This window comes from Halovulum marinum, from assembly GCF_009697225.1.
GTDB classification, from domain to species: Bacteria; Pseudomonadota; Alphaproteobacteria; order Rhodobacterales; family Rhodobacteraceae; genus Halovulum; species Halovulum marinum.
In genome coordinates, this window is record NZ_WIND01000002.1 from 53,166 (window position 1) to 78,026 (window position 24,861).

The following is a 24,861-nucleotide window of genomic DNA, read 5'->3' on the forward strand; positions in this document are numbered from 1 at the left end:
GGGCGCTTTCCCCGGGCCCGCGCAGCGGCTACCGTGCGGCGCATGTGCGGCCGTTTCACCCTGACCCTGACCGACGAGGATCTCGAGCGCCTGTTCGACGCCGAGGCGCCTGCGCCGCTGCCGCCGGTGCCGCGGCTGAACATCTGTCCGACGCAGGACATCGCGGTGGTCGCGGCCCGGGGCGAGGAGGGGCGCAAGCGTTCCCGGCTGCTGCAGCCGATGCGCTGGGGGTTCCTTCCGCACTGGTACAAGGCGCCGAACGACGGCCCGCTGCTGATCAACGCCCGCGCCGAGGGCGTGGCCGAGAAGCCCGCGTTCCGCGCCGCCTGCCGCGGTCGCCGCTGCCTGGTGCCGGCCAGCGGGTTCTACGAGTGGACCCGGGCGGCGGACGGTGGCAAGGACCCGTGGTACATCTATCCGGCCGAGCAGGGGGCGGTGCTGGCGCTGGCGGCGATCTGGCAGGAGTGGACCGCGCCCGAGGGCGGCGAGACGCTGAGCACGGTCGCGATCGTGACCACCGCGGCCAATGACGCGCTGAAGCCGGTGCATCACCGCATGCCGGTCATCATTTCGCCACCGGACTGGCCGCTCTGGCTGGGCGAGGCCGGCAAGGGCGCCGCGCCGCTGATGCGACCCGCGGCCGATGATGCGTTGGCGATGCATCGCGTCAGCCGCAGAGTCAACGTGATGAAAGCCGACGGCCCGGATCTGACGGCTCCGATAAACCCCTGATTAACCCTTGATTAACCTTACGGAATCTTAGCGGAATGTGACCTGAATTGGATCACGCCCGCACCATATTTCGCGGCCAGTGTCGGACCGTGCATGGGGGCGGGTTCGTGTAGGGTGACCCCCGCGTGAGTAACGAGTTCCTCCATGCGCCACCGCCCGCCCGCCTTCCGGTTCAGCCGTTCTGCGCCAGCAGGTAGCCGACGCCGGCCGCCAGGAGCAGGCCCGCGACGACGGCCAGCGCGATCTTCCACCGCGACCAGGGCCGTTCGCCCTGCACCGCGCCGGTGCGGCCGTTGACGACGAAGCGAAAGGTCTGTCCGCCGTACTTGTAGGCGGCCAGCCAGATCGGCAGCAGCACATGCTTGAAGGTGACGTCCGAGACCTCGGTCTCGACCTGTTCGATGCGCTGGCGGTCGCCGCCGATGTCGAACTTGATGTCGCGGCGGATCGTGGCGTCGATGATCGCCCGCGCCTCGTCGAACCCGTCGGCCAGCTCGACCTGGTACGCCTCGGCCCGGAAGCCCGCCAGGTATTGCGGCTGATACGGCTCCAGCGCGGTCAGGTCCCACGGCGACAGCCGGTCGGTATACTTCTTCGGCAGGCTGCGCGAGGCCAGCACCAGCACATCGTCGAAGGCCCGCGCCACCCGGCCCGAAACCCGGGTCCAGCGGACCTTCTGCACCCGCTCGCTGCGGTTCTGGCTCTGGCCGTTGACGGTCACCCGGCGGGTGCGGGTCTCGTGGTAGACGGTGCCGCGCTGGCCGCGGTACTGGCTGCGGGTGTCGGCGTCGTAGGTCCAGTACGGAACGTAGATCCCCTGCATCCGCCTGCCCTTGCGGGCGTATTGCTGCAAGCCCCCGGGGGCGAACCACAGCCGCCCCAGCCAGTCGGTCATCGCCTTGCGGGCCTGGTCCTCGGACAGGGCGAACGGCAGGACCGCCGCCGGCTTGATACCCCGGTGCGTGCCGGTGTCGGTGACCAGCGGCGAGGCGCAGAACGGGCATTCGGTGGCGTGGGTGTCGGGGTCGAACTCGACCAGCGCGCCGCAGTTCTGGCATTGCAGGACGCGGGTTTCCTCGATGTCGGCCTCGGGGATGCGCGCCTCGAGCGCGGCGCGGAAGTCGCGCTCGCGGATCGCCCGCGCGCCGGCCCATGGGCCGTCGCCCTCGATCACCTCCTCGTTGCCGCAATGGTCGCAGTGCAGCCGGTCGGTGCCCGGCAGGTAGCGCAGGTCGGAGCCGCAGTTGCCGCAGGGAAAGCGGTGCTGCTCGACGGTGGGGGTCATGGGATGCTCCGGGGGGCCGGTGGTCTGGGGGGGGGGCCGGTGGTCTGGGTGCGGGATCAGTCGGCCGGCGGCGGCGGCGGCGGCATCACCGTGAACAGCTGCGCCAGCTCGTCGATCTCGCCGGCGCGGGTCCAGCCGTCGATGCCGGGGGTCCAGACGAAGGTCTCGCGGGTCAGCGTGCCCTGCGCCGCCAGCTTGCCCAGATCGGCGCGGCTGAACGGCCCCGAGGATTGCCCGCCGCTGGCGGTGTGCCAGACCTTCTCGACCGGTGGCGGGGGCGGCGCCGATGTCGCCGGCCGGGCGGGGGCCGCGCCCCACGGCCCCATCTGCGTGCCCATCGCCATTCCCATGCCGGCACCCATCCCGGCACCCATCCCGGCGGCCATGCCGCCGCCGGCCGGGTTCGACGCGGCCTCGGTCATCGCCTCGGCGGCCGAGAACCGGGTGTAGGCGCCCAGGTCGCCGACGATCCCCATCGAGGTGCGCTTGTCGAGCGCCTTCTCGACCGCCTCCGGCAGGCTGATGTTCTCGATGAAGAAGGCCGGCATCGCGATGCCGTACTCGGCCAGCTGCGGCGAGACCCTGGCGGCGATCAGCTTGCCCAGCTCGCCGGTGTTGGCCGCCATGTCCAGCACCGGGATGCCGCTGGCGGCGATCGCCTGGCTGAACCTGGCGACGATGATGTTGCGGATCTGGTAGCTGATCTCGTCGGTGGTGAACTCGCCGTCGGTGCCGACGATCTCGCGCAGGAACAGCGCCGGGTCGGTGACGCGGATCGTGTAGGTGCCGAAGGCGCGGATGCGCACCGGGCCGAACTCGGGATCGCGGCACATCACCGGGTTCTTGGTGCCCCATTTCAGGTCCTGGAAGCGGGTCGTGTTGACGAAGTAGATCTCGGACTTGAACGGCGACCGGAAGCCGTGATCCCAGTGCTGCAGCGTGGTCAGGATCGGCATGTTGTTGGTCTCGAGCATGTAGAGACCGGGGGTGAACACGTCCGCCAGCTGGCCCTCGTGCACGAACACCGCCGCCTGGCCCTCGCGCACCGTCAGCTTGGCGCCGTACTTGATGGCGTGGCCCTGCCGCTCGAACCGCCAGACCAGCGTGTCGCGGGTGTCGTCGGTCCATTCGATGACGTCGATGAACTCGCCGGAGAGAAAATCGAAGATGGCCATGGGTCCGGGCCCTTTCTGAAACCGCCTGCGCGGCTTGTTGTAGTGCATCGCCGGGCGCCGGGCAAAACCCGGCGTGGCTAGCGGATCACCGCGCCGCTGGCGCGCGCGGCGTCGGTGGCGATCTGGCGCAGCATCGGCCGCGCCTCGTCGGCGCTCATGCCGACGCGCAGGCGCGGATCGTACAGCATCCGCAGCAGGATCTCGTCGTGCAGCGTCAGCAGCGCGAACTCCTCGTCGTCGTTGAAGATCGACGGGCGCACGCTCTTGCTGTCGTTGAGCAGCCCCAGGGCCTGGGTCATTTCCTCGTGGAAACACGAGGTGCGCATCAGCCCGCGATGCTCGGCCTTGACCAGCGCCACGGCGATGGCGATGCCGCCGGTGTCCTCGCCGGGCCCGAACAGCGACGCCGAGCACAGCAGGCTGGGTCGCGATTCCCACAGATCCTGCGCCAGCGCCGCCGGGAAATTGCCCTGGTCGATGATCGCGCTGGCCAGCGCGCGCTGCTCGGCGCGCTCCAGCACCAGCACGATGAAGTTGACGTCGCCCGAGGGCAGGTAGCGCATGTCGAGACCGGTCAGATCGCGATAGCGCGCCAGAAGCGCCTTGATCTCGGCAAGGTCCGCGTCGCGCTGCGCCGCCGGGACGCTGTCGCCGAAGATCACGCCGACGCGCACCGGCTGGGTCCAGCGGATCAGGCGGATCCTCCGGGTGCCGCGCAGCCGGCCGCTGCCCTTGCGGCTGAATTCGGTGAAGAAGGCGATCTCCTCGAAGTTCCGCGCCAGGGCGTCCACGCTCAGCGGGGCATCGGGCGGGGTCGTGTCGGTGCGCAGCCCGCCGTCCTTGCGAATCGCGTAGGCGGTCTGCGCATAAAGCAGTTCCAGCGCCGGGCCGCTGAGGTCGGGCTCACTGCGGGGCGACGGCGCGCATGCCGCCAGCCCCGACAGCGCGACGGCCGCGAGGGCGCGGCGCAGGGGGGGGAAACGCGACATTCAGGCGTCGGGCACGGTCTCGCCGACGGTGACGCCGGCCTTGTCCTTCCTGGCCTTGGCGGCGGCCAGGGTCTCTTTCAGTTCCTGCTCCATCTTGATCAGCTCCTTCTCGGCATCGGCGCGCGCGGCCTTGCCCGCATCGGCGATCGAGAGGCTTTCCTGGATCGTGGCGATCAGGTCGGCATTGGCCTGCTTGATCGCCTCGATGTCGAACACGCCGCGCTCCATCTCGCGGCGGATCTCGGCGTTGGCTTCCTTCAGGTTTGAAGCGTTCGACTTCAGCAACTCGTTGGTCAGGTCGGTCGCCTCCTTGACCGCGCCGGCGGCTTCGCGCGAGCGGTGGATGGTCACCGCCTGCGCCAGCTGCGTCTCCCACAGGGGCACGGTGTTCACCAGGGTCGAGTTGATCTTGGTGACCAGCGACTTGTCGTTCTCCTGCACCAGCCGGATCGAGGGCAGGGATTGCATCGTGACCTGGCGCGTCAGTTTCAGGTCGTGCACCCGGCGCTCGAGGTCGTCGCGGGCGGCGCGCAAATCGCGCAGCTCCTGCGCCTTGATCACCGCCTGGTCCTCGGGCGCGTCCTGCACCGCCTGGTCGAGGCGCGGAATGTCCTCGGTGTCCAGCTGCCGGATCCTGGCCTCGCCGGCGGCGATGTAGAGCGCCAGCTCGTCGTAGAAATCCAGTGTCTTCTCGTACAGCTTGTCCAGCGACTTGATGTCCTTGAGCAGGACATGTTCGTGGGTCAGCAGGTTCTCGGTGACCTTGTCGATCTGGTCCTGCACCTCCTCGTAGCGCGACAGGAACATCGACACCGGCTTGGCCCGGCCCAGCAGCTTTTCCCACCAGGACAGCTGCCGGTTCGGGTCCAGCTCGTCGACCGAGAAGCCGCGGATCGAGCTGACGATCTCGCGCAGGGCGGTGCCGGCGGGGCCGGTGTCCTTGTTCTTGACGCCGGACAGCATCTCCTGGCTGATCGTCTGCAGTTCGGACTGCGCGCGCGAGCCGAACCGGATGATCGACTGGCTGTTGCCCATGTCCAGTTCCTGCATGCGGCTCTGGATCTCGGCCTTCTGCGCCTCGTCGGCCTGCTCGACCACGATCAGCTCTCCCTTCGGTTCCGGCAGCGGGGTCTGCGCCACGTTCTCGACCTCGCTGGCCGCGCTTTCGGCCTTGGTGCGGACTTCGGTGGACATGTTCAACCTCTCAGTTGGGAAGTGCGGCGTTCAGACGCCCTCTCGGTGCAGACGTTCGCGCAGGACCTCGATCTCGACATCCAGCGCGACGCGGTCGTCCTTCAGCAGGTCCTGGCGGTGCTGACGGAAGCTGGTCTCGAGGTCGCCCAGCAGCGCCTCGTACTCGGCGCGGGCGTCCTCGTCGCGGCGGCGCGTGTAGAGGTCGGCGAACTTCCGGGTCGCGTCGCGTGCGCCGACGAGGTAGACGCCCAGGAACCGGCGCGCGCGCGTCAGGTCGCGCGGATCGGCCTCGACGGTGCGGAACACCTCGCGGACATGGGTCATCAGCATCTCGACCCGCGCCTCGAGCCGGCGGTCGCCGATCCGGCGCACGGCGTCCATGATTTCGGTGACGGTTTCTTCTGCGCGGTCGATGGCGCGGGCGACGCGCTCGGCCTCGAAATCGTCGCCGCCGGCGCCGCCCTTGGCCTTCATCGGATCGAAGCCGAAGGCCAGCAGCTGGGCGCACGCCGCAGCGGCGCCGAAGATGATGCCGGAGGCCAGGTTGAAGCCCGGTGCGATGCCGGCCGCAAGGAAAACGCCGATCCCGGTCATCACCGAGGCCAGCAGCTTGCGTGGCACCGCCGGCGGCTTGGCGATCGCGCGCGATGCATAGGCTGCGTCGGCCTTCAGCCCCTCGTTCAACGTCACCGCCGAACCGATCAGCACGCCGAAGGCAACGAGTTCCACGACCATGCCCAGCGCGTCGCCCGAGATGATCTCGCCGATGCCGGAGAACAGCAGCGGCAGCGGCACGAGAAACATCGCCCGCGCGGCGATGTTCACCCGCGAGGCCTGCCGGCCGCGGAAGCGCGCGCCGGGTGCGGCCGAATCGTCGGGGGCGGGATCCGGGCTGAAGCGCCCGCCGTAGCGCCGCGACATCAGAATGCTCCTGCAGCGCCCCAGGCGCGCAGTGCCGAGAACAGGACAACGGCCAGAAGCACGATCGCGGCGAAACCCCGCAAGGTGCGGTCCCTCATGCGAAATCCCCCTTGTTGCGGCGGACCGTAGCACGCCGCGCGAGGATCACATAGACCCTGAAAAGCCGTGCGTGCGGACCGCGAGCGATTGCCTATGCGCGCGCGCCGCGGCCCCTTTTCCGCCGGTGCCCTCACCGGATGACCGCGGGCCCCGAACGGCAGCGCGGTTCAGATGCCGAATGGCTACGTCGCCATCGGCCCGGCCGCGAAGCCGGGCTGCGGGCGATGCGCCGGGACGCCGGGATCACAGACGTGAAAAAGGTCGGACATGTGTTTGAAAAGCCGATCGGCCTTGGCGTCCAATTCCGGCCCGTGGCAGGTGTGTTCCGGCGTTTGCGGCGCCGTCGGGTGCGCGCCGTCACATGCTCCGATTGAGCGACTCGGTCTCTTCGGGTAAGGATTCCGGCACGGGATCGCCTTTGGGGGAAGGCGCGGAGCCCCGGTTCCGGTCGGTTCGACCCTCGATCAGCGGTACGATCGAAGAGACGACGCATGTCGCGTCGGGGAACTATGAATGGACTCCAGCATGGCTAAAGGCACCGTCAAGTGGTTCAACACCGAGAAGGGCTACGGTTTCATCCAGCCCGAGGGTGGCGGCAAGGACGTCTTCGTGCACATAACCGCCGTCCAGGCCGCCGGCTTGACGACTCTCAGCGAACAGCAGCCCATCGAGTACGAGCTGCAGCAGGGGCGGGACGGCCGGCAGATCGCCGGCGAGCTGAAGGTCTGAGCCCCGACCGACCCGCACGCCGCCCTAGAAATTGAGCCGGCGGTATTTCTCCGGGTCGAAGTCGCAGGCAAATCCGTCGCCGTCCGGGTCCAGGTTGTACCGGTCGGTGTTGGGGCCGCCGTTGGCCAGGAACTGGCGCTGCGCTTCCTCGTTCGACTCGAAGCGGCGGCAGACCGAAGCCGACTGCCTCCGGTCGCGGAACACCGGCCGGTTGTAGACCTTGGTGCCCAGCGGATGCGTCGTCTCGCGCGCGAAGGCGACGACGTTGGCGTTGACGTCCACCTGCGGCACCGGCTCCGGCTCGACGATGACAAGCTGGCTCTGCGCGGCCTGGCGGCGCCGCTCGGCGGCCTCGCGCTGGCGCTTCTGTTCTTCCTGCGTCGACAGCGACAGGTTGATGCTTTCGTCGTTCGGATTGATGCCGATGTCCTCGGTGCCGGGCATCGCCGCGGCGCTGCCCGGGGCGGCTTGCACGCCGGCCGCGGGACCGGGCAGCGGCGGCTGCGCCGTCGCCGCGCCGCTCGGCGCGGTCGCGCGCAGCGTGTCGGTGACGTCGCGTGCCAGCTGGCTGTTCGGGTCCGGATCGACCGCAACGCTGCTGCGCGGCGCCCCGGCGACTGCCGTCCCGGGCTGCGACTGCGGCGCGTTCGTGCCCGCCTGCGGTGCCGGATAGTCCGGGTAGGCCGGAAAACCGGGCAACGGTGCGGGCGGCGGCGGGTCGAAGTAACCCTGGCCCCCGGCGGGTACGGTCGAATTACAGGCCGACAGCACGGCCGCGCCGGCCACCAGCAGCATCAGATGTTTCATTGCTCGTCTCGCCTCGCTATGCGGCGTTCACCACCATTTTTCTGCATGGTGCGCGAAATCGGCGCGTTTTTCCAGTGCGTAGGCGGTATTCAGCAGATCCGCCTCTTCCCAGGGACGGCCGATCAGCTGCAGGCCCAGCGGCAGACCCTGCGACGACAGCCCCGTCGGCACCGCGATCCCGGGCAGGCCGGACAGGTTCACGGTGACGGTGAACACGTCGTTCAGATACATCCGGATCGGGTCCGCGTCCGCCATCTCGCCGATGCCGAAGGCGGCCGAGGGCGTCGCCGGGGTCAGGATCGCGTCCACCCCGTCGGCGTACACCTGCTCGAAATCGCGCTTGATCAGCGTTCGTACCTTCTGCGCCTTCTTGTAGTAGGCGTCGTAGTAGCCCGCCGACAGCACATAGGCGCCGATCATGATCCGGCGCTTCACCTCGTCGCCGAAGCCCTCGGCGCGGGTGCGTTCGTACATCTCGGTGATGCCTTCGCCCTGCCGGATCTTCGCGCGGTGCCCGTAACGCACGCCGTCATAGCGGGCCAGGTTCGACGACGCCTCGGCCGGCGCGATCACATAGTAGGCGGGCAGGGCATAGCGGGTGTGCGGCAGGCTGATGTCGACGATCTCGGCACCGGCGTCGGCCAGCATCGCGCGGCCCTCGGCCCAGAGCGTCTCGATCTCCGCGGGCATGCCCTCGACGCGGTATTCGCGCGGGATGCCGATCTTCCTGCCGCGGATGTCGCCGGTCAGCGCGGCCTCGAAATCCGGAACGGCCAGGTCGGCGGAGGTCGAATCCATCGGGTCGTGCCCGGCCATCGCGCCCAGCATGATCGCCGCGTCGCGCACGTCGCGGGTCATCGGCCCGGCCTGGTCCAGCGACGAGGCGAACGCCACGATCCCCCAGCGCGAGCAGCGCCCGTAGGTCGGCTTGACGCCGGTGATCCCGGTGAACGCGGCAGGCTGCCGGATCGAGCCGCCGGTGTCGGTCCCGGTCGCCGCAAGGCACAGATCGCCCGCCACCGCAGCCGCCGACCCGCCCGAGCTGCCGCCCGGCGTCAGGTTGGTGTCGGGCGCATCCTTGCGCCGCCAGGGGTTGATCGCCGGACCGTAGGCCGAGGTCTCGTTGCTCGAGCCCATGGCGAACTCGTCCATGTTCAGCTTGCCCAGCATGACGGCGCCGGCGTCCCACAGCTTGCGGGTCACGGTGCTTTCATAGGGCGGCCTGAACCCGGCAAGGATGTTCGACGCCGCCTGCGTCTGCACGCCCTCGGTCGCGAACAGGTCCTTGATGCCCAGCGGGATGCCGCACATGGCGGGGGCGTCGCCGGCCTTCAGCCGCGCATCGGCGGCGTCGGCCTGCTTCAGCGCCTGCTCGGAGGTATGGGCGATGAACGCGTTCAGCCTCGCGCCTTCTTCGGCAGCGGCGACATAGGTCTCGGCCAGCTCGCGGGCGGTGAACGCGCCCTTGCGCAGCGCGTCGCGGGCCTGGGCGATGGTCAGTCCTCTGGGGGCGGTCATCGACATTACTCCACGACCTTGGGGACGGCGAAAAAGCCTTCGCGCGCGTCCGGTGCGTTCTTCAGGATATCGTCCTGCCGGTTGCCGTCGGTGATCACGTCGTCGCGGCGCTTCAGCTCCATCGGCGTGACCGAGGTCATCGGCTCGACCCCGTCGGTGTCGACCTGCGACAGCTCGTCCATGAAGTCCAGGATGCGGCTGAGGTCCCTGGCCAGCGGCTCCAGCGCCTCTTCGGCAACCTCGATGCGCGCCAGGTGCGCGACACGTCGGGCGGTGTCCTTGTCGATCGACATCGGCTCTCCTCAGGGATGGATCGGGTGCGGTTTAGCGATGCGCCCGGGCGCGTGCAAGAGCGCCTTCAGCCCGCGCGCCGTTCCGCGGGCAGATGGGTGTGCAGCACCAGGATCATCCAGCCCAGCATCAGCGCGTTCAGGCTGTGCCACAGGAAATGCGTGCCGATCGGCAGGACGCCGCAGACCGCGGCATCGACGGTGCGGAAGAACAGCGACAGGATCAGGATGCCCGCGCCGATCGCCAGGCCGCGGGCGGTCAGCGGCGCGGCGCGCCAAACGACTGCGGCGTAGACCAGGATCAGGATCGGAACCGGCAGGTAGGACAGCGAGCCGTTCAGCGGCCCGGTGATGCTGCCGATGCCCTGGGTCACGGCCCAGGAAAAGGGAAAGAACAGCAGCACCGCGGCCCCCGACAGGATCACCCCCGCGCCGAGAAAGCGACGCGTGGCCAGGTAGACGTAGGCCAGGATGAACAGCAGGATCGGCAGCACGTCCGCCAATCCCGCCCAGCGGGTCGCGTAGGTGTGAAACAGGAACGAGCCGACGCCGATCGCGAACAGGATCGCCGCCAGCACCCGCGCCCCCGGATCGCGCTTGCCGCCCAGGATTGCCCAGACCACCAGCGCGGCGATGACGAAGGCGGCGTTGGTCGCCGCGTTCAGCGGTTCCGCCCAGAAGCCGGGACCCAGACGCTCGCAGTAATTGTCGACTTGCGTCCAGTCCATGCCCGCCCCTTTGATCCCGGCCGTCCGCGGCTAGGTTGTACTTCTCGAACATAGGGAGATTCTTATGAAAATCACGTGGCTTGGACATTCGGGATTCCGCATCGAGATGGCCGGGCAGGTGCTGCTGGTCGACCCCTGGCTGACCGGCAATCCGGCCTTCGAGGGGCAGGATCGCGCGACCGCCATTCGCGGCGCGACGCATGTGCTGCTGAGCCATGGGCACGGCGATCATGCCGGCGACGCCGAAAGCATCGCGGCGGAGCTGGGCATTCCCGTCGCCTGCATCCATGAGCTTGCCAGCTGGCTGGGTGAAAAGCAGGGGGTCGAGACCCTGGGTTTCGGCAAGGGCGGGACGATCGCGCTTGGCGAGGTGCAGGTGACGATGGTCAATGCCGTGCATTCCTCCAGCGTCGATTTCGCCGAAGGGCCCACCGGCTACGCTGGCGGCGAGGCCGGGTTCATCATCTCGGGCGAGGGGCGCACGATCTATTTCTCGGGGGATACTGACGTCACGATGGACATGCAGATCTGGCAGGACCTGCACCGGCCCGACATCGGCATCCTGTGCGTCGGCGGGCACTACACGATGGACCAGCGCCGCGCCGCCTACGCGGCCCGGAAGTTCTTCGACTTCAAGACGGTCATTCCCTGTCATTACAAGACCTTCCCGCTGCTTGCTCAGGATGTGGAAGAGCTGAAGGCGGGGCTGCCCGGGGTGCAGGTGGTCGAGGCCGACGTGATGCGGCCGTTCGAGATCTAGCGCCGGGCTTCAGCGTCTGGCGGCGAAGAACGCGCGCAGCAGCGCGGCGGCCTCGGCCTCGCGCAGGCCGGGGTACACCTCGGGCTTGTGGTGGGCCTGGCTGTGCGACAGCACGCGGGCGCCGTGCTCGACGCCGCCGGATTTCGGGTCCGCCGCGCCGTAGTAGAGCCGTCTGATGCGTGCCGCGGCGATCGCGGCGGCGCACATCGCGCACGGCTCCAGCGTCACATAGAGGTCGAGATCGGGCAGGCGTTCGGATCCGGCGGCGGCGCAGGCTGCGCGGATCGCCAGGATCTCGGCATGGGCGGTCGGATCGGACAGCTCTCGGGTGCGGTTGCCGGCGCTTGCGACGATCGTGCCGGTGCCGGGGGCCACGATCACCGCGCCCACCGGCGTCTCGCCGCGCGCGGCGGCGGCGCGGGCCTCCTCGAGGGCGGTGTCCATATGGCTGGGAAAGCGCATGCGCCGGTTTAATTCCATTGCCGCGATGCGGACAAGGGCGTAAGCGGCTGCCATGAGCGAAGGTGAGAGAATTGCAAAGCGGCTGGCGCGCGCCGGCGTCGCCTCGCGCCGCGAGGCCGAGCGGATGATCGAGGCCGGCCGCGTCAGCGTGAACGGCAAGCGGATCGACAGCCCGGCGCTGAACGTGACCGAACGCGATGCGATCTTGGTCGACGGCCGGCCGGTGGCGGCGCCGGAACCGGTGCGGATGTGGCGCTATCACAAGCCCGCCGGGCTGGTGACCACCACCGCCGACGAGAAAGGCCGGCGGACGATCTTCGACGCGCTGCCCGCAGAGCTTCCGCGGGTGATGAGCGTCGGCCGGCTGGACCTCAACTCCGAGGGGCTGCTGCTGCTGACCAACGACGGCGAGCTGAAGCGGCGGCTGGAGCTGCCCGCGACCGGCTGGATGCGCCGCTACCGCGTGCGCGTCAAGGGCGAGCCCGACGACGCGCTGCTGGAGCCGCTGCGCAAGGGCATCACCGTCGACGGCGAGCGGTTTCAGCCGATGCAGGTGTCGCTGGACAAGCAGCAGGGCGCGAACGCCTGGCTGACCATCGGCCTGCGCGAAGGGCGCAACCGCGAGATCCGGCGCGCGCTGAACGCGGTAGGGCTGGACGTGAACCGACTGATCCGCCTGTCGTACGGCCCGTTCCAGCTGGGCGACCTGTCGCGCGGCGCAGTCGAGGAGATCCGCCCGAAAGTGCTGCGCGATCAGCTGGGCGTGACGCGCGAGCCACAGGCCGCGACCAGGGCCGAGCCGGCGCGACGGGCACGCAGCCGGACCGTCCCGCAGAAGCGTTAAGGCCGGGTGGCAGCCGCCGTCTCGTCCGGGCGGATACAGGTCGCGGCGGGACGGTTCCCTACGACCCGGCCGCCCCTTTCACGGGTTCGGGTTCGTCGTCGCCGGCCAGGAAGTTGCCGAAGCTGCGCAGCCCCGGAACATAGGAACACAGCACGCGCAGCACGACCAGCATCGGCACCGCGACGATCATGCCCATGACCGACCACAGCCAGGCCCACAGCGCCACGGTCACGAACACCACCACCGTGTTCAGCCGCAGCCGGCGCGAGACGAAGTAGGGCGTGACGAACTGGCCTTCGGTCGAGGTCAGGACGAAATAGGTCAGGCCCACCAGAACCGGCTGGAACACCCCCGGCATCGTCACCAGCGCCACCACCGTCGACAGCGCCACCCCCGCCACGGCGCCGACGTAGGGCACGAAGTTCACCGCGAAGGCGAACACGCCGAACAGCAGCGGCGCGGGCATTCCCCACAGCCACATCGCAAGCCCGACGGCGACCCCGAGACAGGCGTTGATCAGCGTGATCGCGCCGAGATAGCTGCCCAGGCTCTCCTCGATCTCGTACATCGCCTCCAGCGCCTGGCGCTTGTCGGAAATGGCCGAGAAACTCTGCACGATGCGCTTGTAGAGCAGGTGTCCCGATGCGAGCATGAAGTAGAGCAGCACGAAGGTGAAGGCGAGCTGCGCGAACAGCTGCGGCGTGGTGCGCGCGAGGCTGTTCAGAAAGCTGTCCTCGCTTTGGGTCTCCGCCTTGATCGTGGTCTCGTCGTCGCTGCCGCCGTTCGAGAGCTCGTCGATCTTCTCGGCCGCTTCCTGGATCCCCTTCATCGAGCCCTGAAGCCGGTCGAGCTTGCTTTCCAGTTCGAACAGCAGCCGCGGCGCGTTTTCCATCACGTTGCTGACCGGAACCGTCAGCGACGCCGCCGCCGCGACCAGGCCGGCGAACAGCGCGGCGGTGATGAGCGCGGCCGCGATCGGGCGCGGCACGCCCATCCGCACCATCCCGCGGCAGATCGGGGAAAACACGAAGAACAGCAGGATGCCCAGCGACAGCGGCATCAGGAAGTCGCGCGCCATCGCGATCGCGCCGAACGCCAGAATCAGGAATATCCCGATCAACGCCCACCGCGGCGCTTCGGTCCACAGGCCGGGTTCGGGAGCCGGTTCCGAGTCTTTGATAGTCTGCACGGGGTTGCGGACCGACCGATCCTGCGGTGGCGGCATCGCAGTGCTCCCCCTTGCTGTGGCTGACCGTTTACCGGAGACGTGATGCGATCTAACTTTCGCCCGCCGGATTTTGTTCCCGCCCCGGACTGTCGGATTCCTCTCGCAGGCTTTACTAGCGCGTCAGCGGTGCCCGTCGTATCTGGTGGGCAGGAGAAGGGAGTACATGCGTCACGGCATCCGGTTTTTCACCAGCATCACCCTGGTCGTCATGGCCGCCATCGCGCCCGCGCGGGCGGACACGCCGGTGGTGGTCGAGCTGTTCACCTCGCAGGGCTGCTCCGCCTGTCCGCCCGCGGACCGGCTGCTGAGCGAACTGGCCGCGCGCGATGACGTGATCGCGCTGTCCTTCCATGTGGACTACTGGGACTACCTGGGATGGAAGGACACCCTCGCCACCCCGCAGAGCACCCAGCGACAGCGAACCTATGCCCCCCGCGTCAATCGCGAATTGATCGGGCGCAAGCTGCGCGGCAGTTTTACTCCGGAGATGGTGATCGAGGGAACCGACAGCCTCATTGGCTCGGATCGCGAGGACGTGCTGGCGCGGATCGCCGCCCACGCCAGGGTCGAGGATGTCGCCGAGGTCGACCTGCGCCGCGAGGGCGATGCGCTGGTGATCGAGCTTATGCCGGTCGGGAGCGGCGCCGCGATGGCGAACGTGCGCCTGGTGCAGTTCATCCCGCGTGCCGTGGTCGACATCCGCCGCGGCGAGAATGCCGGCCGCACGATCGTCTACACCAACGTGGTCACGAAGATCACCGACGTTGCCCGCTGGGACGGGCGCGCACCGCAGACGGTCCGGGTGCGCAATATCGACGAGCCGGTGGCGGTGCTGGTCCAGCGCGGCGAGGCCGGGTCCATTCTGGCCGCCGCCCAGATCGATTGATCGATCAGCGCCGGGCGGTCAACGGCTGTGGGTTCCCTTCGGCCGCGCCCATCGACGGTGCAGCCAGTACCATTCCGACGGATCCTGCCGGATCTGCTTCGACAGCAGATCGTTCAGCCTGCGGGTCATCCGCACGGGGTCGTCATGCGGCAGCGGCCCGACGATGTGCAGCCGGTAGCGGTCGTCGTCGATGCGGCGCGTGACGCCGGTCATCAGCAGCAGGTCGTGGCGCAGCGCCAGCTCCGCGGCGTCGGTCGAGGTCATCGCCGGCTGGCCGAGGAAATCCAGCGGCACGCCGGCCGCCTTCTGGTCGATCAGGATCACCATCGCCCCGCCCGAGCGCAGATGGCGGAGCAGGGTCCGCAGCCCGGCGCGGCCGCGCGGCACCATCGGCGTTCCGGCCCGCGCCAGGCGGTCGATCATGAAGCGGTCGAACCAGGGGTTGTTCTGGATCCGGTATAGCGCGCCGACCTCGACCCCGCGGCTGCGCAAGCCGATGCGGCCGGCGTCGAACGGACCGTAGTGGGCCGAGACGAACAGGATGCCGCGGCCCTGCGCGCGTGCCTGCAGGATCGCGTCCAGCGCCGGGCTGTCGGGCACCTCGATCCGCTCGGCGGCGGTCTCGATCAGGTCCGCATTGTCGAACAGGCCGATCATGTTGCGGGCGGTGTTGCCGGCGATGTCGCGCAGCAGCCGGTCGCGCTCGGCGCCCGGCATGTCGGGGTAGATCAGCGCGAGGTTGTCGGTGATCCGGCGACGCAGGGCCGGAACGTTCAGGATCACCCGCCGGCCCAGCCAGCGCTCGACTGCCGGGCGGCGGCGCCGGGGAACGAGGGACAGCGCGGCCAGCAGGCCGCGCAGAGCTGCATATTGAAGGAAATGTCCGAGGGATTTCAGGCGGGCCATGCGCGTCGATCGGGCCGCGAGGGCCCGCCCGGTATCCTCAGTGCTTGAGCGGATTGATGATCATCACCATCTGCCGCCCCTCCATCCTCGGCATCGCCTCGATCTTGCCCAGCTCCTGGGTGTCGTCGGCGACCCGCTCCAGCAGGCGCCGGCCCAGGTCCTGGTGCGCCATCTCGCGGCCGCGGAAGCGCAGCGTGACCTTGACCTTGTCGCCGTTGGTCAGGAACTTGGTGACGTTGCGCATCTTGACGTCGTAGTCGTGCGTGTCGGTGTTGGGCCGGAACTTGACTTCCTTGACCTCGATCACCTTCTGCTTCTTGCGCGCCTCGGATTCCTTTTTCTGCTGTTCGTACTTGAACTTGCCGAAATCCATGATCTTGCAGACGGGCGGCTTCGCATTGGGCGAGATCTCGACCAGGTCGAGGCCGGCTTCCTCGGCAAGTTCCAGGGCACGGGCGGGGCTGACCACCCCGATGTTTTCGCCTTCGGCGCCGATCAGGCGGATTTCCGGTGCGCGGATCCGACGGTTGACTCGGGGTCCGTCGTCACGGGTCGGCGGGGCGTGGTGCGGTCTACGGGCTATGGCCTGAGAATCCTTCGATTGTTCACGTACAAAAGACGATGGGCGCCCTCAGCGCCCGGCGGGGAATATAGGCGAATTTCCGGGCACGTGAAAGGGGTTTGCGAAAACCGATGGCGTCTAACCGGGTCCGGCGTGATACCCTCTGGTCCGGGGCCTTCCGTCCCGGGGCCACTGCGCCGCGGGCGTCGGTACCCGCAGACGGGGAAGACACAAGGGGGGAGTCATCACATGCGCACAGCAATCATCGTGGGTGCCGTCATCTTAGTCGTGCTGATCGTGTTAATGTTCGCCGGCGGAACCGACGAAGACAGCGTGGTCGAGGAAACCGGCGAAGCCATGGAGGAGACCGGCGAAGCCGCCGAAGAGGCGGGCGAGGCTGCCGAGGACGCCGTGACCGGCCAGTAGTTCGGGCCGGCGCGCGGCGCTGTCGACCCGGGCGGCGGTGCCGCCCGGCGGGTCTGCCTTGCCCGGTCAGTCGCGCAGATCCGGCGGCGTCGCCTCGTCCCGGAGTTGCGAGACCACCGCGTCGAGCGCCAGCACCTCCGAGCTTTTCGCGCCCAGGCGGCGCATCGAGACGGTGCGGTCCTCGACCTCCTTCATGCCGATCGCCAGGATCACCGGCACCTTGCCGACCGAGTGCTCGCGCACCTTGTAGTTGATCTTCTCGTTGCGCACGTCGGCCTCTGCGCGCAGGCCCGCCGCGCGCAGGGTCTTGACGACCTCGTGCACATAGGGGTCGGCGTCCGAGACGATCGAGGCCACCACGACCTGCCGCGGCGCCAGCCACAGCGGAAACTTGCCCGCGTAGTTCTCGATCAGGATGCCGATGAACCGCTCGAAACTGCCCAGGATCGCGCGGTGCAGCATGACGGGGCGGTGCTTGGCGCCGTCCTCGCCCACGTATTCCGCATCCAGCCGCTCGGGCAGGTTGAAGTCGGCCTGGAAGGTGCCGCACTGCCATTCGCGCCCGATCGCGTCGGTCAGCTTGAAGTCCAGTTTCGGTCCGTAGAACGCGCCCTCTCCGGGGTCGATATCGTAGTCGTTGCGCACGGCCAGGATCGCCTTTTCAAGCGCCGCCTCGGCCTTGTCCCAGACCTCGTCCGAGCCGACGCGCACTTCCGGCCGGGTCGAGAACTTGATGTCGAACCTGGTGAAGCCGAGATCGGCGTAGATGCCCGACAGCAGGTCGATGAAGCGGGCGCATTCGTCCTCGATCTGGTCCTCGGTGCAGAAGATGTGCGCGTCGTCCTGGGTGAAGCCGCGCACGCGCATCAGCCCGTGCATCGAACCGGAGGGCTCGTAGCGGTGGCAGGCGCCGAATTCGGCCATGCGCAGCGGCAGGTCGCGGTAGGACTTCAGGCCGTGGTTGTAGACCTGCACATGGCAGGGGCAGTTCATCGGCTTGAGCGCGTTGACCCGCTTTTCCTGCGCGTGCTCTTCCTCGACCTCGGCGATGAACATGTTCTCGCGGTACTTGTCCCAGTGGCCCGACGCCTCCCACAGCTTGCGGTCGACGACCTGCGGGGTCTTGATCTCCTTGTAGCCGGCAGCGGTCAGGCGGCGGCGCATGTAATCCTCGAGCACCCGGTAGACGGTCCAGCCGTTGGGGTGCCAGAACACCATGCCGGGGGCCTCTTCCTGCATGTGGAACAGCTGCATCTCGCGGCCCAGCTTGCGGTGGTCGCGCTTGGCGGCCTCCTCCAGCATGTGCAGGTAGGCCTTGAGGTCCTGCTTGTTGCGGAACGCGACGCCGTAGATGCGCTGCAGCATCTTGTTGCGGCTGTCGCCGCGCCAGTAGGCGCCGGCGACGCTCATCAGCTTGAAGGCGTCCGCCGGGACCTGGCCGGTGTGGGCAAGATGCGGGCCGCGGCACAGGTCCTGCCAGTCGCCGTGCCAGTACATGCGGATCGGCTGGCCTTCGGGAATCGCCTCGATCAGTTCGACCTTGAAGGGCTCGTTCTGCTCTTCGTAGTGCGCGATGGCGCGGGCGCGGTCCCAGACCTCGGTGCGGACCGGATCGCGCGCGGCGATGATCTCGCGCATCTTCGCCTCGATCCTTTCCAGGTCGTCCGAGGAGAAGGGCTCGTCACGGTCGAAGTCGTAGTACCAGCCGTTCTCGATCACCGGGCCGATGGTGACCTTCACGTCCGGCCACAGCTCCTGCACGGCGCGGGCCATGATGTGGGCGGCGTCGTGGCGGATCAGTTCCAGCGCGCCCTCGTCCCTGGCGGTGACGATGGCGACCTCGGCGTCGGCCTCGATCGGGCGCGACAGGTCTGTGAGCGTTCCGTCGATCTTCGCGGCAATGGCGGACTTGGCAAGCGACTTGGAGATGTCGGCGGCAATGTCGGCGGGGGTGGTTCCGGCAGGGAAGCTGCGGCTGGATCCGTCGGGAAGGGTAATGGAAATCTGAGCGCCGTCCATCGCGCTGTCCTCCATGGTTCGGCGCCTACGAAACGCCCGGTTACGGTTGCGTGTCGTGAGTGCGGCTTTCGGAGGGCGGTGTCAACCTGGCGGGCGGGGCATGTGCGGCCGCCCGCGCAGTCGGCGCTGCCCCGGCGGCGCCCGCCGGGGCAGGGGCTTACGGCAGCTTACGCGCCGCGAGCGTTTCGCGGTAGACCGCCAGCGTCTCGGCCTGCATCCGCGCGATCGAGAAGCGCTGCGCCACGAAGCTGCGCGCCGCCATCGACATCGCCGTGCGGATGATGTCGTCGCGCTCCAGCGCGCCCGAGACCGCGTAGACCAGCGAGCCGGGATCGCGTGCGCGCACCAGCCAGCCGGTCTTGCCGGGCTGGATCGTCTCGGCCCCCGCGCCGGCGTCCGAGGTGATCACCGGCCGGCCCATGGCCTGCGCGGCGAGCGCATGCTCGCAGATCAGCGGCGGATGTACCGGCAGCGACACCACCAGCGAGGCGAGCTTGCACGCCGCCGGCCAGTCGTCGGGCATCTCGGCCCAGGCCACGCGGCTTGCCGCGGGGCTGCCGGAGATCCGCGCCCGCGCGGCGGCGGCATCCTGCGCCGCGCCCAACAGCATCCACACCGCATCCGGCGCGTCCGGCGCCGCCGCGGCGGCCAGGACCGTCGCAAGCCAGGACGGATCGGCGCTGGCGACGGGCAACAGGATCAGCGGCCGCGGATCGTCGTGCAGCCCCCAGCTTTCCAGCAGGGCCAGCTTGCGGGCGGTGCCGACGCGGCTTTCGTCGAATGCCTCGAGGTCGATGCCCGGCGGGATCACCCGGATCGCCGCCTCGGGCACCGAGAAGTCGCGCCGCAGGCACTCGGCGGCATAGGCCGAGCGCACGATCACCGGCCGGCCGGAGATATGCTTGCGCGCCGCCCGCCGCCGCAGCAGGCCGGCTGCCTGCGGCAGGGTCTCGCAGGTCATCACCAGCGGCAGGTTCGCGGCCTCGGCGAATGCCTTCGCCGCAAGGCCGCCGGCGCTGCCGTGCACATGCACAAGCTGCAGGCGGCGCTGATCGACCGTGTCCAGCAGGGCCTGCGTGGCGCTGAGATGGAACAGCGACGCCCGGGTCGACGCATAGGGGCGATGATCGATGCCGGCGCGCCGGGTGTCGATCTCGAGCCGCGGCGGGCCCCCGGCGATCACCATTTCGCCACCGGCGCCCTTCAGGGCGCGGGCCACCGAAAGCGCGCGATTCGCCGCGGCGGCGTCGAGTTCTTCAGGCAGGAGTTGCAGGACACGCGCCGCTGCGCCATTTTCGGCAGCGACGGACGGTCCGCCATGATGACGGAGTAACATGCTCGATTACGACCTCTTTGATGCCTCTGACGGGCGTTCATTGGCTTACAGTACAGTAAATTCGCCAAAGAGCAGCAAAAAACTGCCGGGAATAGTGTTTCTCGGGGGCTTCCGGTCGGACATGACCGGGACCAAGGCCCTGTTCCTGGAAAACTGGGCGAAACGCGCCGGCCGCGCGTTCCTGCGCTTCGACTATAGCGGTCACGGCGCGAGTTCCGGCGCGTTCGAGGACGGCTGCATCGGCGACTGGATCCGCGATGCACGCGATATCATCGACGCGCTGACCGAAGGCCCGCAGATCCTGGTCGGCAGCTCGATGGGCGGGTGGATCGCGCTGGCGCTGTGCCGCGACTGGCCGGAGAAGGTCGCGGGGCTGGTGGGGATCGCCGCGGCGCCCGATTTCACCGAGGACAGCATGTGGGCGGGTTTCGACGACCGCCAGCGCGAGCAACTGATGCGCGGCGGCCGCGTCGAGATCCCCTCGGACTACGACGACGGCCCCTATGTCATCACCCGCAGGCTGATCGAGGACGGGCGCGCCCACCTGCTGCTGCGCGACCCGTTGCCGCTGCGCTGCCCGGTGCGGCTGCTGCACGGTACGGCGGACGCGGATGTCGAGATGTCGGTGCCGCTGCGCCTGCTGCAGCATGCCGACTGCGCCGACATGCAGCTGACGCTGGTGAAGAACGCCGATCACCGGTTTTCGGCGCCCGGACCGCTGGCCGAGATCCTGCGCGCGATCGGGGACATCGACGCCGCCGGCGAAAGCTGACCGGCGCAACCGGCGGGCGATCCGCCGCCTTGTGCGGGGTGGGGGGGCGGTCTAGGGTCCTGCGGTCATGAGATTTCTTCTTCTGCTTCTGTTGGTCCTCGCGCTGGTCGGCGCCGCCCTCTGGTTGCTGGGTCCGCGGGAACCGGCGGGCCGCGGTGCGGCGTTCGATCCCGAGGTCATCGGGCGCGATGTCGACAACTATCTGTACCGGACCGAGCGCGACGTGCCGGGCATCATCCGCGGGGCGCAGAAGCACGTGCTGTGGGCGGACCCGGCCAAGCGCGACCGCCGGCCGCTGGCGCTGGTCTATGTCCACGGCTTCTCGGCCACGCTGGAGGAATTGCGTCCGGTGCCCGACATCGTCGCGCGCGAGCTGGGCGCGAACATCTTCTATACGCGTCTCACCGGCCATGGCCGCGACGGCGCCGCGCTGGCCCAGGCCAGCGTTGCAGACTGGCGGCGCGATCTGGAGGAAGCGATCGCCATCGGCCGCGAGATCGGCGAGCGGGTGGTCCTGATCGGCACGTCCACCGGCGGCGCGCTGATCACCCTGGCGCTGGAGGATCCGGCGCTGCGCGAGGCGGTGGCCGGGGTGGTGATGATCTCGCCCAATTTCCGGCTCAAGGCCTCCGGCGCGTCGTTGCTGACCTGGCCGTTCGCGCGCCGCCTGGTGCCGATGGTCGTGGGCGCGGAACGGTTCTTCGCGCCCGAAAGCGCAGACCACGCGAAATGGTGGACCGAACGCTACCCGTCCACGGCGCTGCTGCCGATGGCGGCGGCGGTGAAGGCCGCGCGCGCGGTCGACGTCGGCGCGATCGAGGTGCCGGCGCTGTTCGTGTTCTCGGATCTGGACGAGGTGGTCGATCACCGCGAGACGCGCGCGATCGCCGACGCCTGGGGCGGCCCGGTGACTGTCTGGCCGGTCGAGCCGGGGCGCGGCGACGACCGCGCCGCCCACGTCATCGCCGGCGACATCCTGAGCCCCGGTCTGACCGGGCCCGTTGCCGAGCGGATCCTGGAGTGGACGCGGGAGCGGAACCTGCGCTGACGCGGCAGACCGTCGCGGCTAGAGCAGCAGCCCGACGATGACCAGCGCAAGGCCCATGCCGGCCACGCCGACCGACCCCATGTTGAGCGCCACCAGCCCCTGCAGCTGGCGCTTCACCTTGTCCTGATCCTTCTCGCGCCGCAGCGCGGCCGCACGCCGGATGCAGACGAACAGGCCGGCGAGGCCGATAAGGGTGGTGACGGTGCCGAGGATCACGAGCCAGGTCATGCGCGACCGGTTACGCCAGCCGCGCGCCCACGGCAAGGCCCCGTGCCGCCGGGCCTTGCGGCCCATGGGGGGCGGACATAGGGTGCGCGCCTGAATTTCCCGAAAACAGGTGAGAGACCGGAATGGACAATCTGGAAGCCCTGGAAGACGACGGCCCGCGCGACATCCACCGCGTCACCGCGGCCGAGCTGCGCCAGTTCATCGAGCGCTACGAACGGCTTGAGGCCGAGAAGAAGGACATCGCCGACCAGCAGAAGGAGGTGATGGCCGAGGCCAAGGGGCGCGGCTATGACCCCAAGATCATGCGCAAGCTGATCACGCTGCGGAAGAAGGACCCGCAGGAGATTTCCGAGGAAGAGGCGATCCTCGATCTCTACAAGGAGGCGCTGGGCATGTAAGCCCGCGCTGCCTTCCCGGGGGCGGTGGGCGCGCCGCTGCGGCGGTGCAGCAAAACAGGTGGCCTGCGCCAGTCGATTGCGCTACCTAGGGTGACGGCCCTGTCCTACCTGAACCTCCGGGGGACAACATGACGAAAGACGAGCTGAAGTCCGAGATCCTGCGCCACCTGGCGTTCTCGTTCGGCAAGGATGCGGCGCATGCTCAGACCCGCGACTGGCGCATGGCGCTGTCGCTGGCGATTCGCGACCGGGTCGTGACGCCCTGGTTCGAGTCGACCCGCAAGACCTATGAGGGCCGGCACAAGCGCGTCTACTACCTGTCGATGGAATTCCTGATCGGCCGCCTGCTGCAGGACGCGATCGTGAACCTGGGCCTTGACGACGCCGCCCGCGAAGCGTGCCTGGAGCTGGGCCTGTCCTACGACCAGGTTCTTGCCGACGAACCCGACGCCGCGCTGGGCAATGGCGGCCTGGGCCGGCTTGCGGCGTGCTTTCTGGACAGCCTGTCGACGCTGGGTATTCCGGCCTACGGCTACGGCATCCGCTACGAGCACGGCCTGTTCCGGCAGTCGTTCCACGAGGGCCGGCAGGTCGAGCAGGCCGAGGACTGGCTGAGCCAGCCGCACCCGTGGGAATTCGAGCGCCCCGAGGTCTGCTATGGCGTCGGCTTCTACGGCACCGTCCGCGAGGGCGAGGACGGCGCCCACTGGGACGCCGGCGACATGGTCGTGGCCAAGGCCTACGACACGCCGATCATCGGCTGGCAGGGGCGCTGGGCCAACACCCTGCGCCTGTGGAGCGCGCAGTCGCGGACGCAGTTCGACCTTGCGCGGTTCAACGAGGGGCAGTTCGCCGGCGCCGCCGAGCCGGAGGCGCTGGCGCGGACGATCAGCCGGGTGCTGTATCCGAACGATTCGACGCCGCAGGGCAAGGAACTGCGGCTGAAGCAGGAGTACTTCTTCACCGCCGCCTCGCTGGCCGACATCCTGCGCCGCTATCACAGCGAGTACACCGACATCCGCGCGCTGCCCAAGCATGTGGCGATCCAGCTGAACGACACCCACCCCGCCATCGCCGGGCCCGAGCTGGTGCGGATCCTGCACGACGAGCACTGGGTCGAGCTGGACGACGCGATCGAGATCGCCCGCGGCACGCTGAACTACACCAACCACACGCTGCTGCCCGAGGCGCTGGAAAGCTGGCACGAAGGGCTTATGCGGCATCTGCTGCCGCGCCACATGCGCCTGATCGAGCAGATCGACGACTGGCACGCCCGCACCTCGAAGGGGCGCAAGATGTCGACCATCGACCACGGACAGGTGAAGATGGGCGAGCTGTCGTTCGTGCTGGCGAACAAGGTCAACGGCGTCTCGGCCCTGCACACCGACCTGATGAAGAAGACGGTGTTCTCGGAGCTGCACACGCTGCACCCGGACCGGATCCTCAACCAGACCAACGGCATCACGCCGCGGCGCTGGCTGCGCACCTGCAATCCGACCCTGAGCGCCCTGATCACCGACACGATCGGCAGCGGCTGGGAGGACGATCTGGACCGGCTGGAGGACCTGGAGGCGCATGTCGGCGACGCCGGTTTCCGCGCGGCCTTCGCCGAGGCCAAGCACGCGAACAAGGCGCGGCTGGCGAACCGGATCCGGGCGATCCGCGGGGTGTCGATCGATCCGGACGCGATGTTCGACATCCAGGTCAAGCGGATCCATGAATACAAGCGCCAGTTGATGAACGTGCTCGAGGTCATCGCGCTGTGGGACGCGATCCGGCGGAACCCCGGCAAGGACTGGACGCCGCGGGTCAAGATCTTCGGCGGCAAGGCCGCGCCGGGTTATCATACCGCCAAGGAGATCGTTCACCTGATCAACGACGTCGCCCGGGTGGTGAACGCCGACGAGGATGTCGCCGGACGGCTGACCGTGGTGTTCCCGCCGAACTACAACGTCACCATGGCCGAGCGGCTGGTCCCGGCCGCCGACCTGAGCCAGCAGATCTCGACCGCCGGCAAGGAGGCGTCGGGCACCGGCAACATGAAGTTCGCGCTGAACGGGGCGCTGACCATCGGCACGCTGGACGGCGCCAACGTCGAGATCCGCGAGCGCGTCGGCGACGACAATTTCTTCCTGTTCGGGATGACCGCCGACGAGGTGGTCGAGCGGCGCGCGGTGCCGGACCACGCCGCCGAGGCCATCGCCGCGTCGCCCGAACTGGCCCGGGCGATCGAGCACATCGAGCGCGGGAGCTTCGGACCCGGAGAACCCGATCGGCATCGGCACCTGGCCAACCTTTTGAGACATCACGATTATTTTCTAGTATGCTCGGATTTCGCATCGTACTGGAAGGTCAGCCGCGAGGTCGACGAGGCCTATCGCGACCGCGATCGCTGGACGCGCATGGCGGCCCTGAATACGGCGCGGTCGGGATGGTTCTCTTCCGATCGGACGATTCGGGGCTATGCTGAGGAAATCTGGGGGGCGACGCCCGCGATCTGACGCCCCCTGCCGTACCGC

General features: G+C 68.7%; 26 protein-coding genes. 10 read left to right on the forward strand and 16 right to left on the reverse strand.

The genetic code is table 11. The features are described 5' to 3' along the window. Window positions 1–42 precede the first annotated feature (42 nt). Window positions 43–732 carry an SOS response-associated peptidase gene (locus GE300_RS03380; RefSeq protein ID WP_154444922.1) on the forward strand — a complete coding sequence of 230 codons (690 nt, stop codon included), beginning with the start codon at window positions 43–45 and terminating at the stop codon, window positions 730–732. 172 nt (window positions 733–904) lie between these two features. On the opposite strand, the gene GE300_RS03385 is transcribed toward GE300_RS03380, so the two are convergent. The 5 genes from GE300_RS03385 to GE300_RS03405 all read right to left on the reverse strand — a co-directional run bounded on the left by GE300_RS03385 (window position 905) and on the right by GE300_RS03405 (window position 6,296). Continuing rightward, entirely contained in the window at window positions 905–2,017 is a 1,113-nt protein-coding gene (locus GE300_RS03385) for a primosomal protein N' (replication factor Y) - superfamily II helicase (protein WP_154444924.1), read from the reverse strand. Window positions 2,018–2,073: 56 nt separating this feature from the next. Then, window positions 2,074–3,192: an SPFH domain-containing protein gene (locus GE300_RS03390; RefSeq protein WP_154444926.1), complete on the reverse strand. Its 1,119-nt coding sequence runs from the start codon at window positions 3,190–3,192 to the stop codon at window positions 2,074–2,076. 77 nt (window positions 3,193–3,269) lie between these two features. After that, complete coding sequence (locus GE300_RS03395) at window positions 3,270–4,181, reverse strand: DUF2927 domain-containing protein (RefSeq protein WP_154444928.1); 912 nt, start codon at window positions 4,179–4,181, stop codon at window positions 3,270–3,272. Continuing rightward, window positions 4,182–5,375 carry a toxic anion resistance protein gene (locus tag GE300_RS03400; protein WP_154444930.1) on the reverse strand — a complete coding sequence of 398 codons (1,194 nt, stop codon included), beginning with the start codon at window positions 5,373–5,375 and terminating at the stop codon, window positions 4,182–4,184. A gap of 30 nt (window positions 5,376–5,405) precedes the next feature. After that, the gene (locus GE300_RS03405; protein WP_154444932.1) at window positions 5,406–6,296 is read right to left on the reverse strand and encodes a 5-bromo-4-chloroindolyl phosphate hydrolysis family protein; all 891 of its coding nucleotides are present in this window, start codon (window positions 6,294–6,296) and stop codon (window positions 5,406–5,408) included. Between the two features lie 624 nt (window positions 6,297–6,920). Between GE300_RS03405 and GE300_RS03410 the strand changes: the two genes are divergently transcribed. Then, window positions 6,921–7,124 carry a cold-shock protein gene (locus GE300_RS03410; RefSeq protein ID WP_154444934.1) on the forward strand — a complete coding sequence of 68 codons (204 nt, stop codon included), beginning with the start codon at window positions 6,921–6,923 and terminating at the stop codon, window positions 7,122–7,124. 24 nt (window positions 7,125–7,148) lie between these two features. Here GE300_RS03410 and GE300_RS03415 read toward each other — a convergent pair whose 3' ends face one another. The 4 genes from GE300_RS03415 to GE300_RS03430 form a co-directional block, all read right to left on the reverse strand. Further along, complete coding sequence (locus GE300_RS03415) at window positions 7,149–7,931, reverse strand: hypothetical protein (protein ID WP_154444936.1); 783 nt, start codon at window positions 7,929–7,931, stop codon at window positions 7,149–7,151. 27 nt (window positions 7,932–7,958) lie between these two features. After that, window positions 7,959–9,449 carry an Asp-tRNA(Asn)/Glu-tRNA(Gln) amidotransferase subunit GatA gene (gene gatA, locus GE300_RS03420; protein ID WP_154444938.1) on the reverse strand — a complete coding sequence of 497 codons (1,491 nt, stop codon included), beginning with the start codon at window positions 9,447–9,449 and terminating at the stop codon, window positions 7,959–7,961. A gap of 5 nt (window positions 9,450–9,454) precedes the next feature. Then, a complete protein-coding gene (gene gatC / locus GE300_RS03425) occupies window positions 9,455–9,742 on the reverse strand; it encodes an Asp-tRNA(Asn)/Glu-tRNA(Gln) amidotransferase subunit GatC (RefSeq protein WP_154444940.1) in 288 nt (95 codons plus the stop codon). Window positions 9,743–9,807: 65 nt separating this feature from the next. Beyond that, window positions 9,808–10,467: a ceramidase domain-containing protein gene (locus GE300_RS03430; protein ID WP_154444942.1), complete on the reverse strand. Its 660-nt coding sequence runs from the start codon at window positions 10,465–10,467 to the stop codon at window positions 9,808–9,810. 64 nt (window positions 10,468–10,531) lie between these two features. Between GE300_RS03430 and GE300_RS03435 the strand changes: the two genes are divergently transcribed. Then, entirely contained in the window at window positions 10,532–11,227 is a 696-nt protein-coding gene (locus GE300_RS03435) for a metal-dependent hydrolase (protein ID WP_154444944.1), read from the forward strand. A gap of 9 nt (window positions 11,228–11,236) precedes the next feature. On the opposite strand, the gene GE300_RS03440 is transcribed toward GE300_RS03435, so the two are convergent. Next, window positions 11,237–11,689 (reverse strand): nucleoside deaminase, encoded by a 453-nt coding sequence (locus GE300_RS03440; RefSeq protein ID WP_154444946.1) that lies wholly within the window; start codon window positions 11,687–11,689, stop codon window positions 11,237–11,239. Window positions 11,690–11,741: 52 nt separating this feature from the next. Here GE300_RS03440 and GE300_RS03445 point away from each other — a divergent pair, with 52 nt between their 5' ends. Further along, window positions 11,742–12,533, forward strand: coding sequence for a pseudouridine synthase (locus GE300_RS03445; protein ID WP_154444948.1), 792 nt, complete (start codon window positions 11,742–11,744; stop codon window positions 12,531–12,533). A 58-nt stretch (window positions 12,534–12,591) separates the two neighbouring features. Here GE300_RS03445 and GE300_RS03450 read toward each other — a convergent pair whose 3' ends face one another. Beyond that, a complete protein-coding gene (locus tag GE300_RS03450; protein ID WP_233416751.1) occupies window positions 12,592–13,653 on the reverse strand; it encodes an AI-2E family transporter in 1,062 nt (353 codons plus the stop codon). A gap of 271 nt (window positions 13,654–13,924) precedes the next feature. On the opposite strand from GE300_RS03450, the gene GE300_RS03455 reads away from it, so the two are divergent. Then, the gene (locus GE300_RS03455) at window positions 13,925–14,647 is read left to right on the forward strand and encodes a DUF1223 domain-containing protein (RefSeq protein ID WP_233416752.1); all 723 of its coding nucleotides are present in this window, start codon (window positions 13,925–13,927) and stop codon (window positions 14,645–14,647) included. A gap of 18 nt (window positions 14,648–14,665) precedes the next feature. Here GE300_RS03455 and GE300_RS03460 read toward each other — a convergent pair whose 3' ends face one another. Together GE300_RS03460 and infC are read right to left on the reverse strand one after the other, a co-directional pair. Next, window positions 14,666–15,553 carry a lysophospholipid acyltransferase family protein gene (locus GE300_RS03460; RefSeq protein ID WP_154444952.1) on the reverse strand — a complete coding sequence of 296 codons (888 nt, stop codon included), beginning with the start codon at window positions 15,551–15,553 and terminating at the stop codon, window positions 14,666–14,668. 37 nt (window positions 15,554–15,590) lie between these two features. Beyond that, complete coding sequence (gene infC, locus GE300_RS03465; protein ID WP_325063119.1) at window positions 15,591–16,136, reverse strand: translation initiation factor IF-3; 546 nt, start codon at window positions 16,134–16,136, stop codon at window positions 15,591–15,593. A gap of 228 nt (window positions 16,137–16,364) precedes the next feature. On the opposite strand from infC, the gene GE300_RS03470 reads away from it, so the two are divergent. Continuing rightward, window positions 16,365–16,541 (forward strand): hypothetical protein, encoded by a 177-nt coding sequence (locus GE300_RS03470; RefSeq protein ID WP_154444954.1) that lies wholly within the window; start codon window positions 16,365–16,367, stop codon window positions 16,539–16,541. A 66-nt stretch (window positions 16,542–16,607) separates the two neighbouring features. Here GE300_RS03470 and thrS read toward each other — a convergent pair whose 3' ends face one another. Then, window positions 16,608–18,575 carry a threonine--tRNA ligase gene (thrS, locus tag GE300_RS03475; protein ID WP_233416753.1) on the reverse strand — a complete coding sequence of 656 codons (1,968 nt, stop codon included), beginning with the start codon at window positions 18,573–18,575 and terminating at the stop codon, window positions 16,608–16,610. Window positions 18,576–18,717: 142 nt separating this feature from the next. Next, window positions 18,718–19,896, reverse strand: coding sequence for a glycosyltransferase (locus tag GE300_RS03480; protein WP_154444956.1), 1,179 nt, complete (start codon window positions 19,894–19,896; stop codon window positions 18,718–18,720). Between GE300_RS03480 and GE300_RS03485 the strand changes: the two genes are divergently transcribed. Together GE300_RS03485 and GE300_RS03490 are read left to right on the forward strand one after the other, a co-directional pair. After that, window positions 19,895–20,668, forward strand: a complete 774-nt coding sequence (locus tag GE300_RS03485; protein ID WP_154444958.1) for an alpha/beta hydrolase — start codon at window positions 19,895–19,897, stop codon at window positions 20,666–20,668. The genes GE300_RS03480 and GE300_RS03485 overlap by 2 nt on opposite strands. Before the next feature lie 67 nt (window positions 20,669–20,735). Then, window positions 20,736–21,716, forward strand: a complete 981-nt coding sequence (locus tag GE300_RS03490; RefSeq protein WP_154444960.1) for an alpha/beta hydrolase — start codon at window positions 20,736–20,738, stop codon at window positions 21,714–21,716. Between the two features lie 18 nt (window positions 21,717–21,734). On the opposite strand, the gene GE300_RS03495 is transcribed toward GE300_RS03490, so the two are convergent. After that, window positions 21,735–21,944, reverse strand: coding sequence for a hypothetical protein (locus GE300_RS03495; protein WP_154444962.1), 210 nt, complete (start codon window positions 21,942–21,944; stop codon window positions 21,735–21,737). Window positions 21,945–22,066: 122 nt separating this feature from the next. Here GE300_RS03495 and GE300_RS03500 point away from each other — a divergent pair, with 122 nt between their 5' ends. Both GE300_RS03500 and GE300_RS03505 read left to right on the forward strand, forming a co-directional pair. Beyond that, on the forward strand, window positions 22,067–22,342 hold the full coding sequence (locus tag GE300_RS03500) for a DUF2312 domain-containing protein (protein ID WP_154444964.1): 276 nt from the start codon (window positions 22,067–22,069) through the stop codon (window positions 22,340–22,342). A gap of 128 nt (window positions 22,343–22,470) precedes the next feature. Continuing rightward, complete coding sequence (locus tag GE300_RS03505) at window positions 22,471–24,843, forward strand: glycogen/starch/alpha-glucan phosphorylase (RefSeq protein ID WP_154444966.1); 2,373 nt, start codon at window positions 22,471–22,473, stop codon at window positions 24,841–24,843. The last annotated feature ends 18 nt before the right edge of the window (window positions 24,844–24,861 follow it).

Coding starts and splice junctions, on each gene's coding strand:
- GE300_RS03380 (WP_154444922.1), top strand. CDS start 43: ATGTGCGGCCGTTTCACCCTGACCCTGACCGACGAGGATCTCGAGCGC.
- GE300_RS03385 (WP_154444924.1), bottom strand. CDS start 2,017: ATGACCCCCACCGTCGAGCAGCACCGCTTTCCCTGCGGCAACTGCGGC.
- GE300_RS03390 (WP_154444926.1), bottom strand. CDS start 3,192: ATGGCCATCTTCGATTTTCTCTCCGGCGAGTTCATCGACGTCATCGAA.
- GE300_RS03395 (WP_154444928.1), bottom strand. CDS start 4,181: ATGTCGCGTTTCCCCCCCCTGCGCCGCGCCCTCGCGGCCGTCGCGCTG.
- GE300_RS03400 (WP_154444930.1), bottom strand. CDS start 5,375: ATGTCCACCGAAGTCCGCACCAAGGCCGAAAGCGCGGCCAGCGAGGTC.
- GE300_RS03405 (WP_154444932.1), bottom strand. CDS start 6,296: ATGTCGCGGCGCTACGGCGGGCGCTTCAGCCCGGATCCCGCCCCCGAC.
- GE300_RS03410 (WP_154444934.1), top strand. CDS start 6,921: ATGGCTAAAGGCACCGTCAAGTGGTTCAACACCGAGAAGGGCTACGGT.
- GE300_RS03415 (WP_154444936.1), bottom strand. CDS start 7,931: ATGAAACATCTGATGCTGCTGGTGGCCGGCGCGGCCGTGCTGTCGGCC.
- gatA (WP_154444938.1), bottom strand. CDS start 9,449: ATGACCGCCCCCAGAGGACTGACCATCGCCCAGGCCCGCGACGCGCTG.
- gatC (WP_154444940.1), bottom strand. CDS start 9,742: ATGTCGATCGACAAGGACACCGCCCGACGTGTCGCGCACCTGGCGCGC.
- GE300_RS03430 (WP_154444942.1), bottom strand. CDS start 10,467: ATGGACTGGACGCAAGTCGACAATTACTGCGAGCGTCTGGGTCCCGGC.
- GE300_RS03435 (WP_154444944.1), top strand. CDS start 10,532: ATGAAAATCACGTGGCTTGGACATTCGGGATTCCGCATCGAGATGGCC.
- GE300_RS03440 (WP_154444946.1), bottom strand. CDS start 11,689: ATGCGCTTTCCCAGCCATATGGACACCGCCCTCGAGGAGGCCCGCGCC.
- GE300_RS03445 (WP_154444948.1), top strand. CDS start 11,742: ATGAGCGAAGGTGAGAGAATTGCAAAGCGGCTGGCGCGCGCCGGCGTC.
- GE300_RS03455 (WP_233416752.1), top strand. CDS start 13,925: ATGCGTCACGGCATCCGGTTTTTCACCAGCATCACCCTGGTCGTCATG.
- GE300_RS03460 (WP_154444952.1), bottom strand. CDS start 15,553: ATGGCCCGCCTGAAATCCCTCGGACATTTCCTTCAATATGCAGCTCTG.
- GE300_RS03470 (WP_154444954.1), top strand. CDS start 16,365: ATGCGCACAGCAATCATCGTGGGTGCCGTCATCTTAGTCGTGCTGATC.
- thrS (WP_233416753.1), bottom strand. CDS start 18,575: ATGGAGGACAGCGCGATGGACGGCGCTCAGATTTCCATTACCCTTCCC.
- GE300_RS03485 (WP_154444958.1), top strand. CDS start 19,895: ATGCTCGATTACGACCTCTTTGATGCCTCTGACGGGCGTTCATTGGCT.
- GE300_RS03480 (WP_154444956.1), bottom strand. CDS start 19,896: ATGTTACTCCGTCATCATGGCGGACCGTCCGTCGCTGCCGAAAATGGC.
- GE300_RS03490 (WP_154444960.1), top strand. CDS start 20,736: ATGAGATTTCTTCTTCTGCTTCTGTTGGTCCTCGCGCTGGTCGGCGCC.
- GE300_RS03495 (WP_154444962.1), bottom strand. CDS start 21,944: ATGACCTGGCTCGTGATCCTCGGCACCGTCACCACCCTTATCGGCCTC.
- GE300_RS03500 (WP_154444964.1), top strand. CDS start 22,067: ATGGACAATCTGGAAGCCCTGGAAGACGACGGCCCGCGCGACATCCAC.
- GE300_RS03505 (WP_154444966.1), top strand. CDS start 22,471: ATGACGAAAGACGAGCTGAAGTCCGAGATCCTGCGCCACCTGGCGTTC.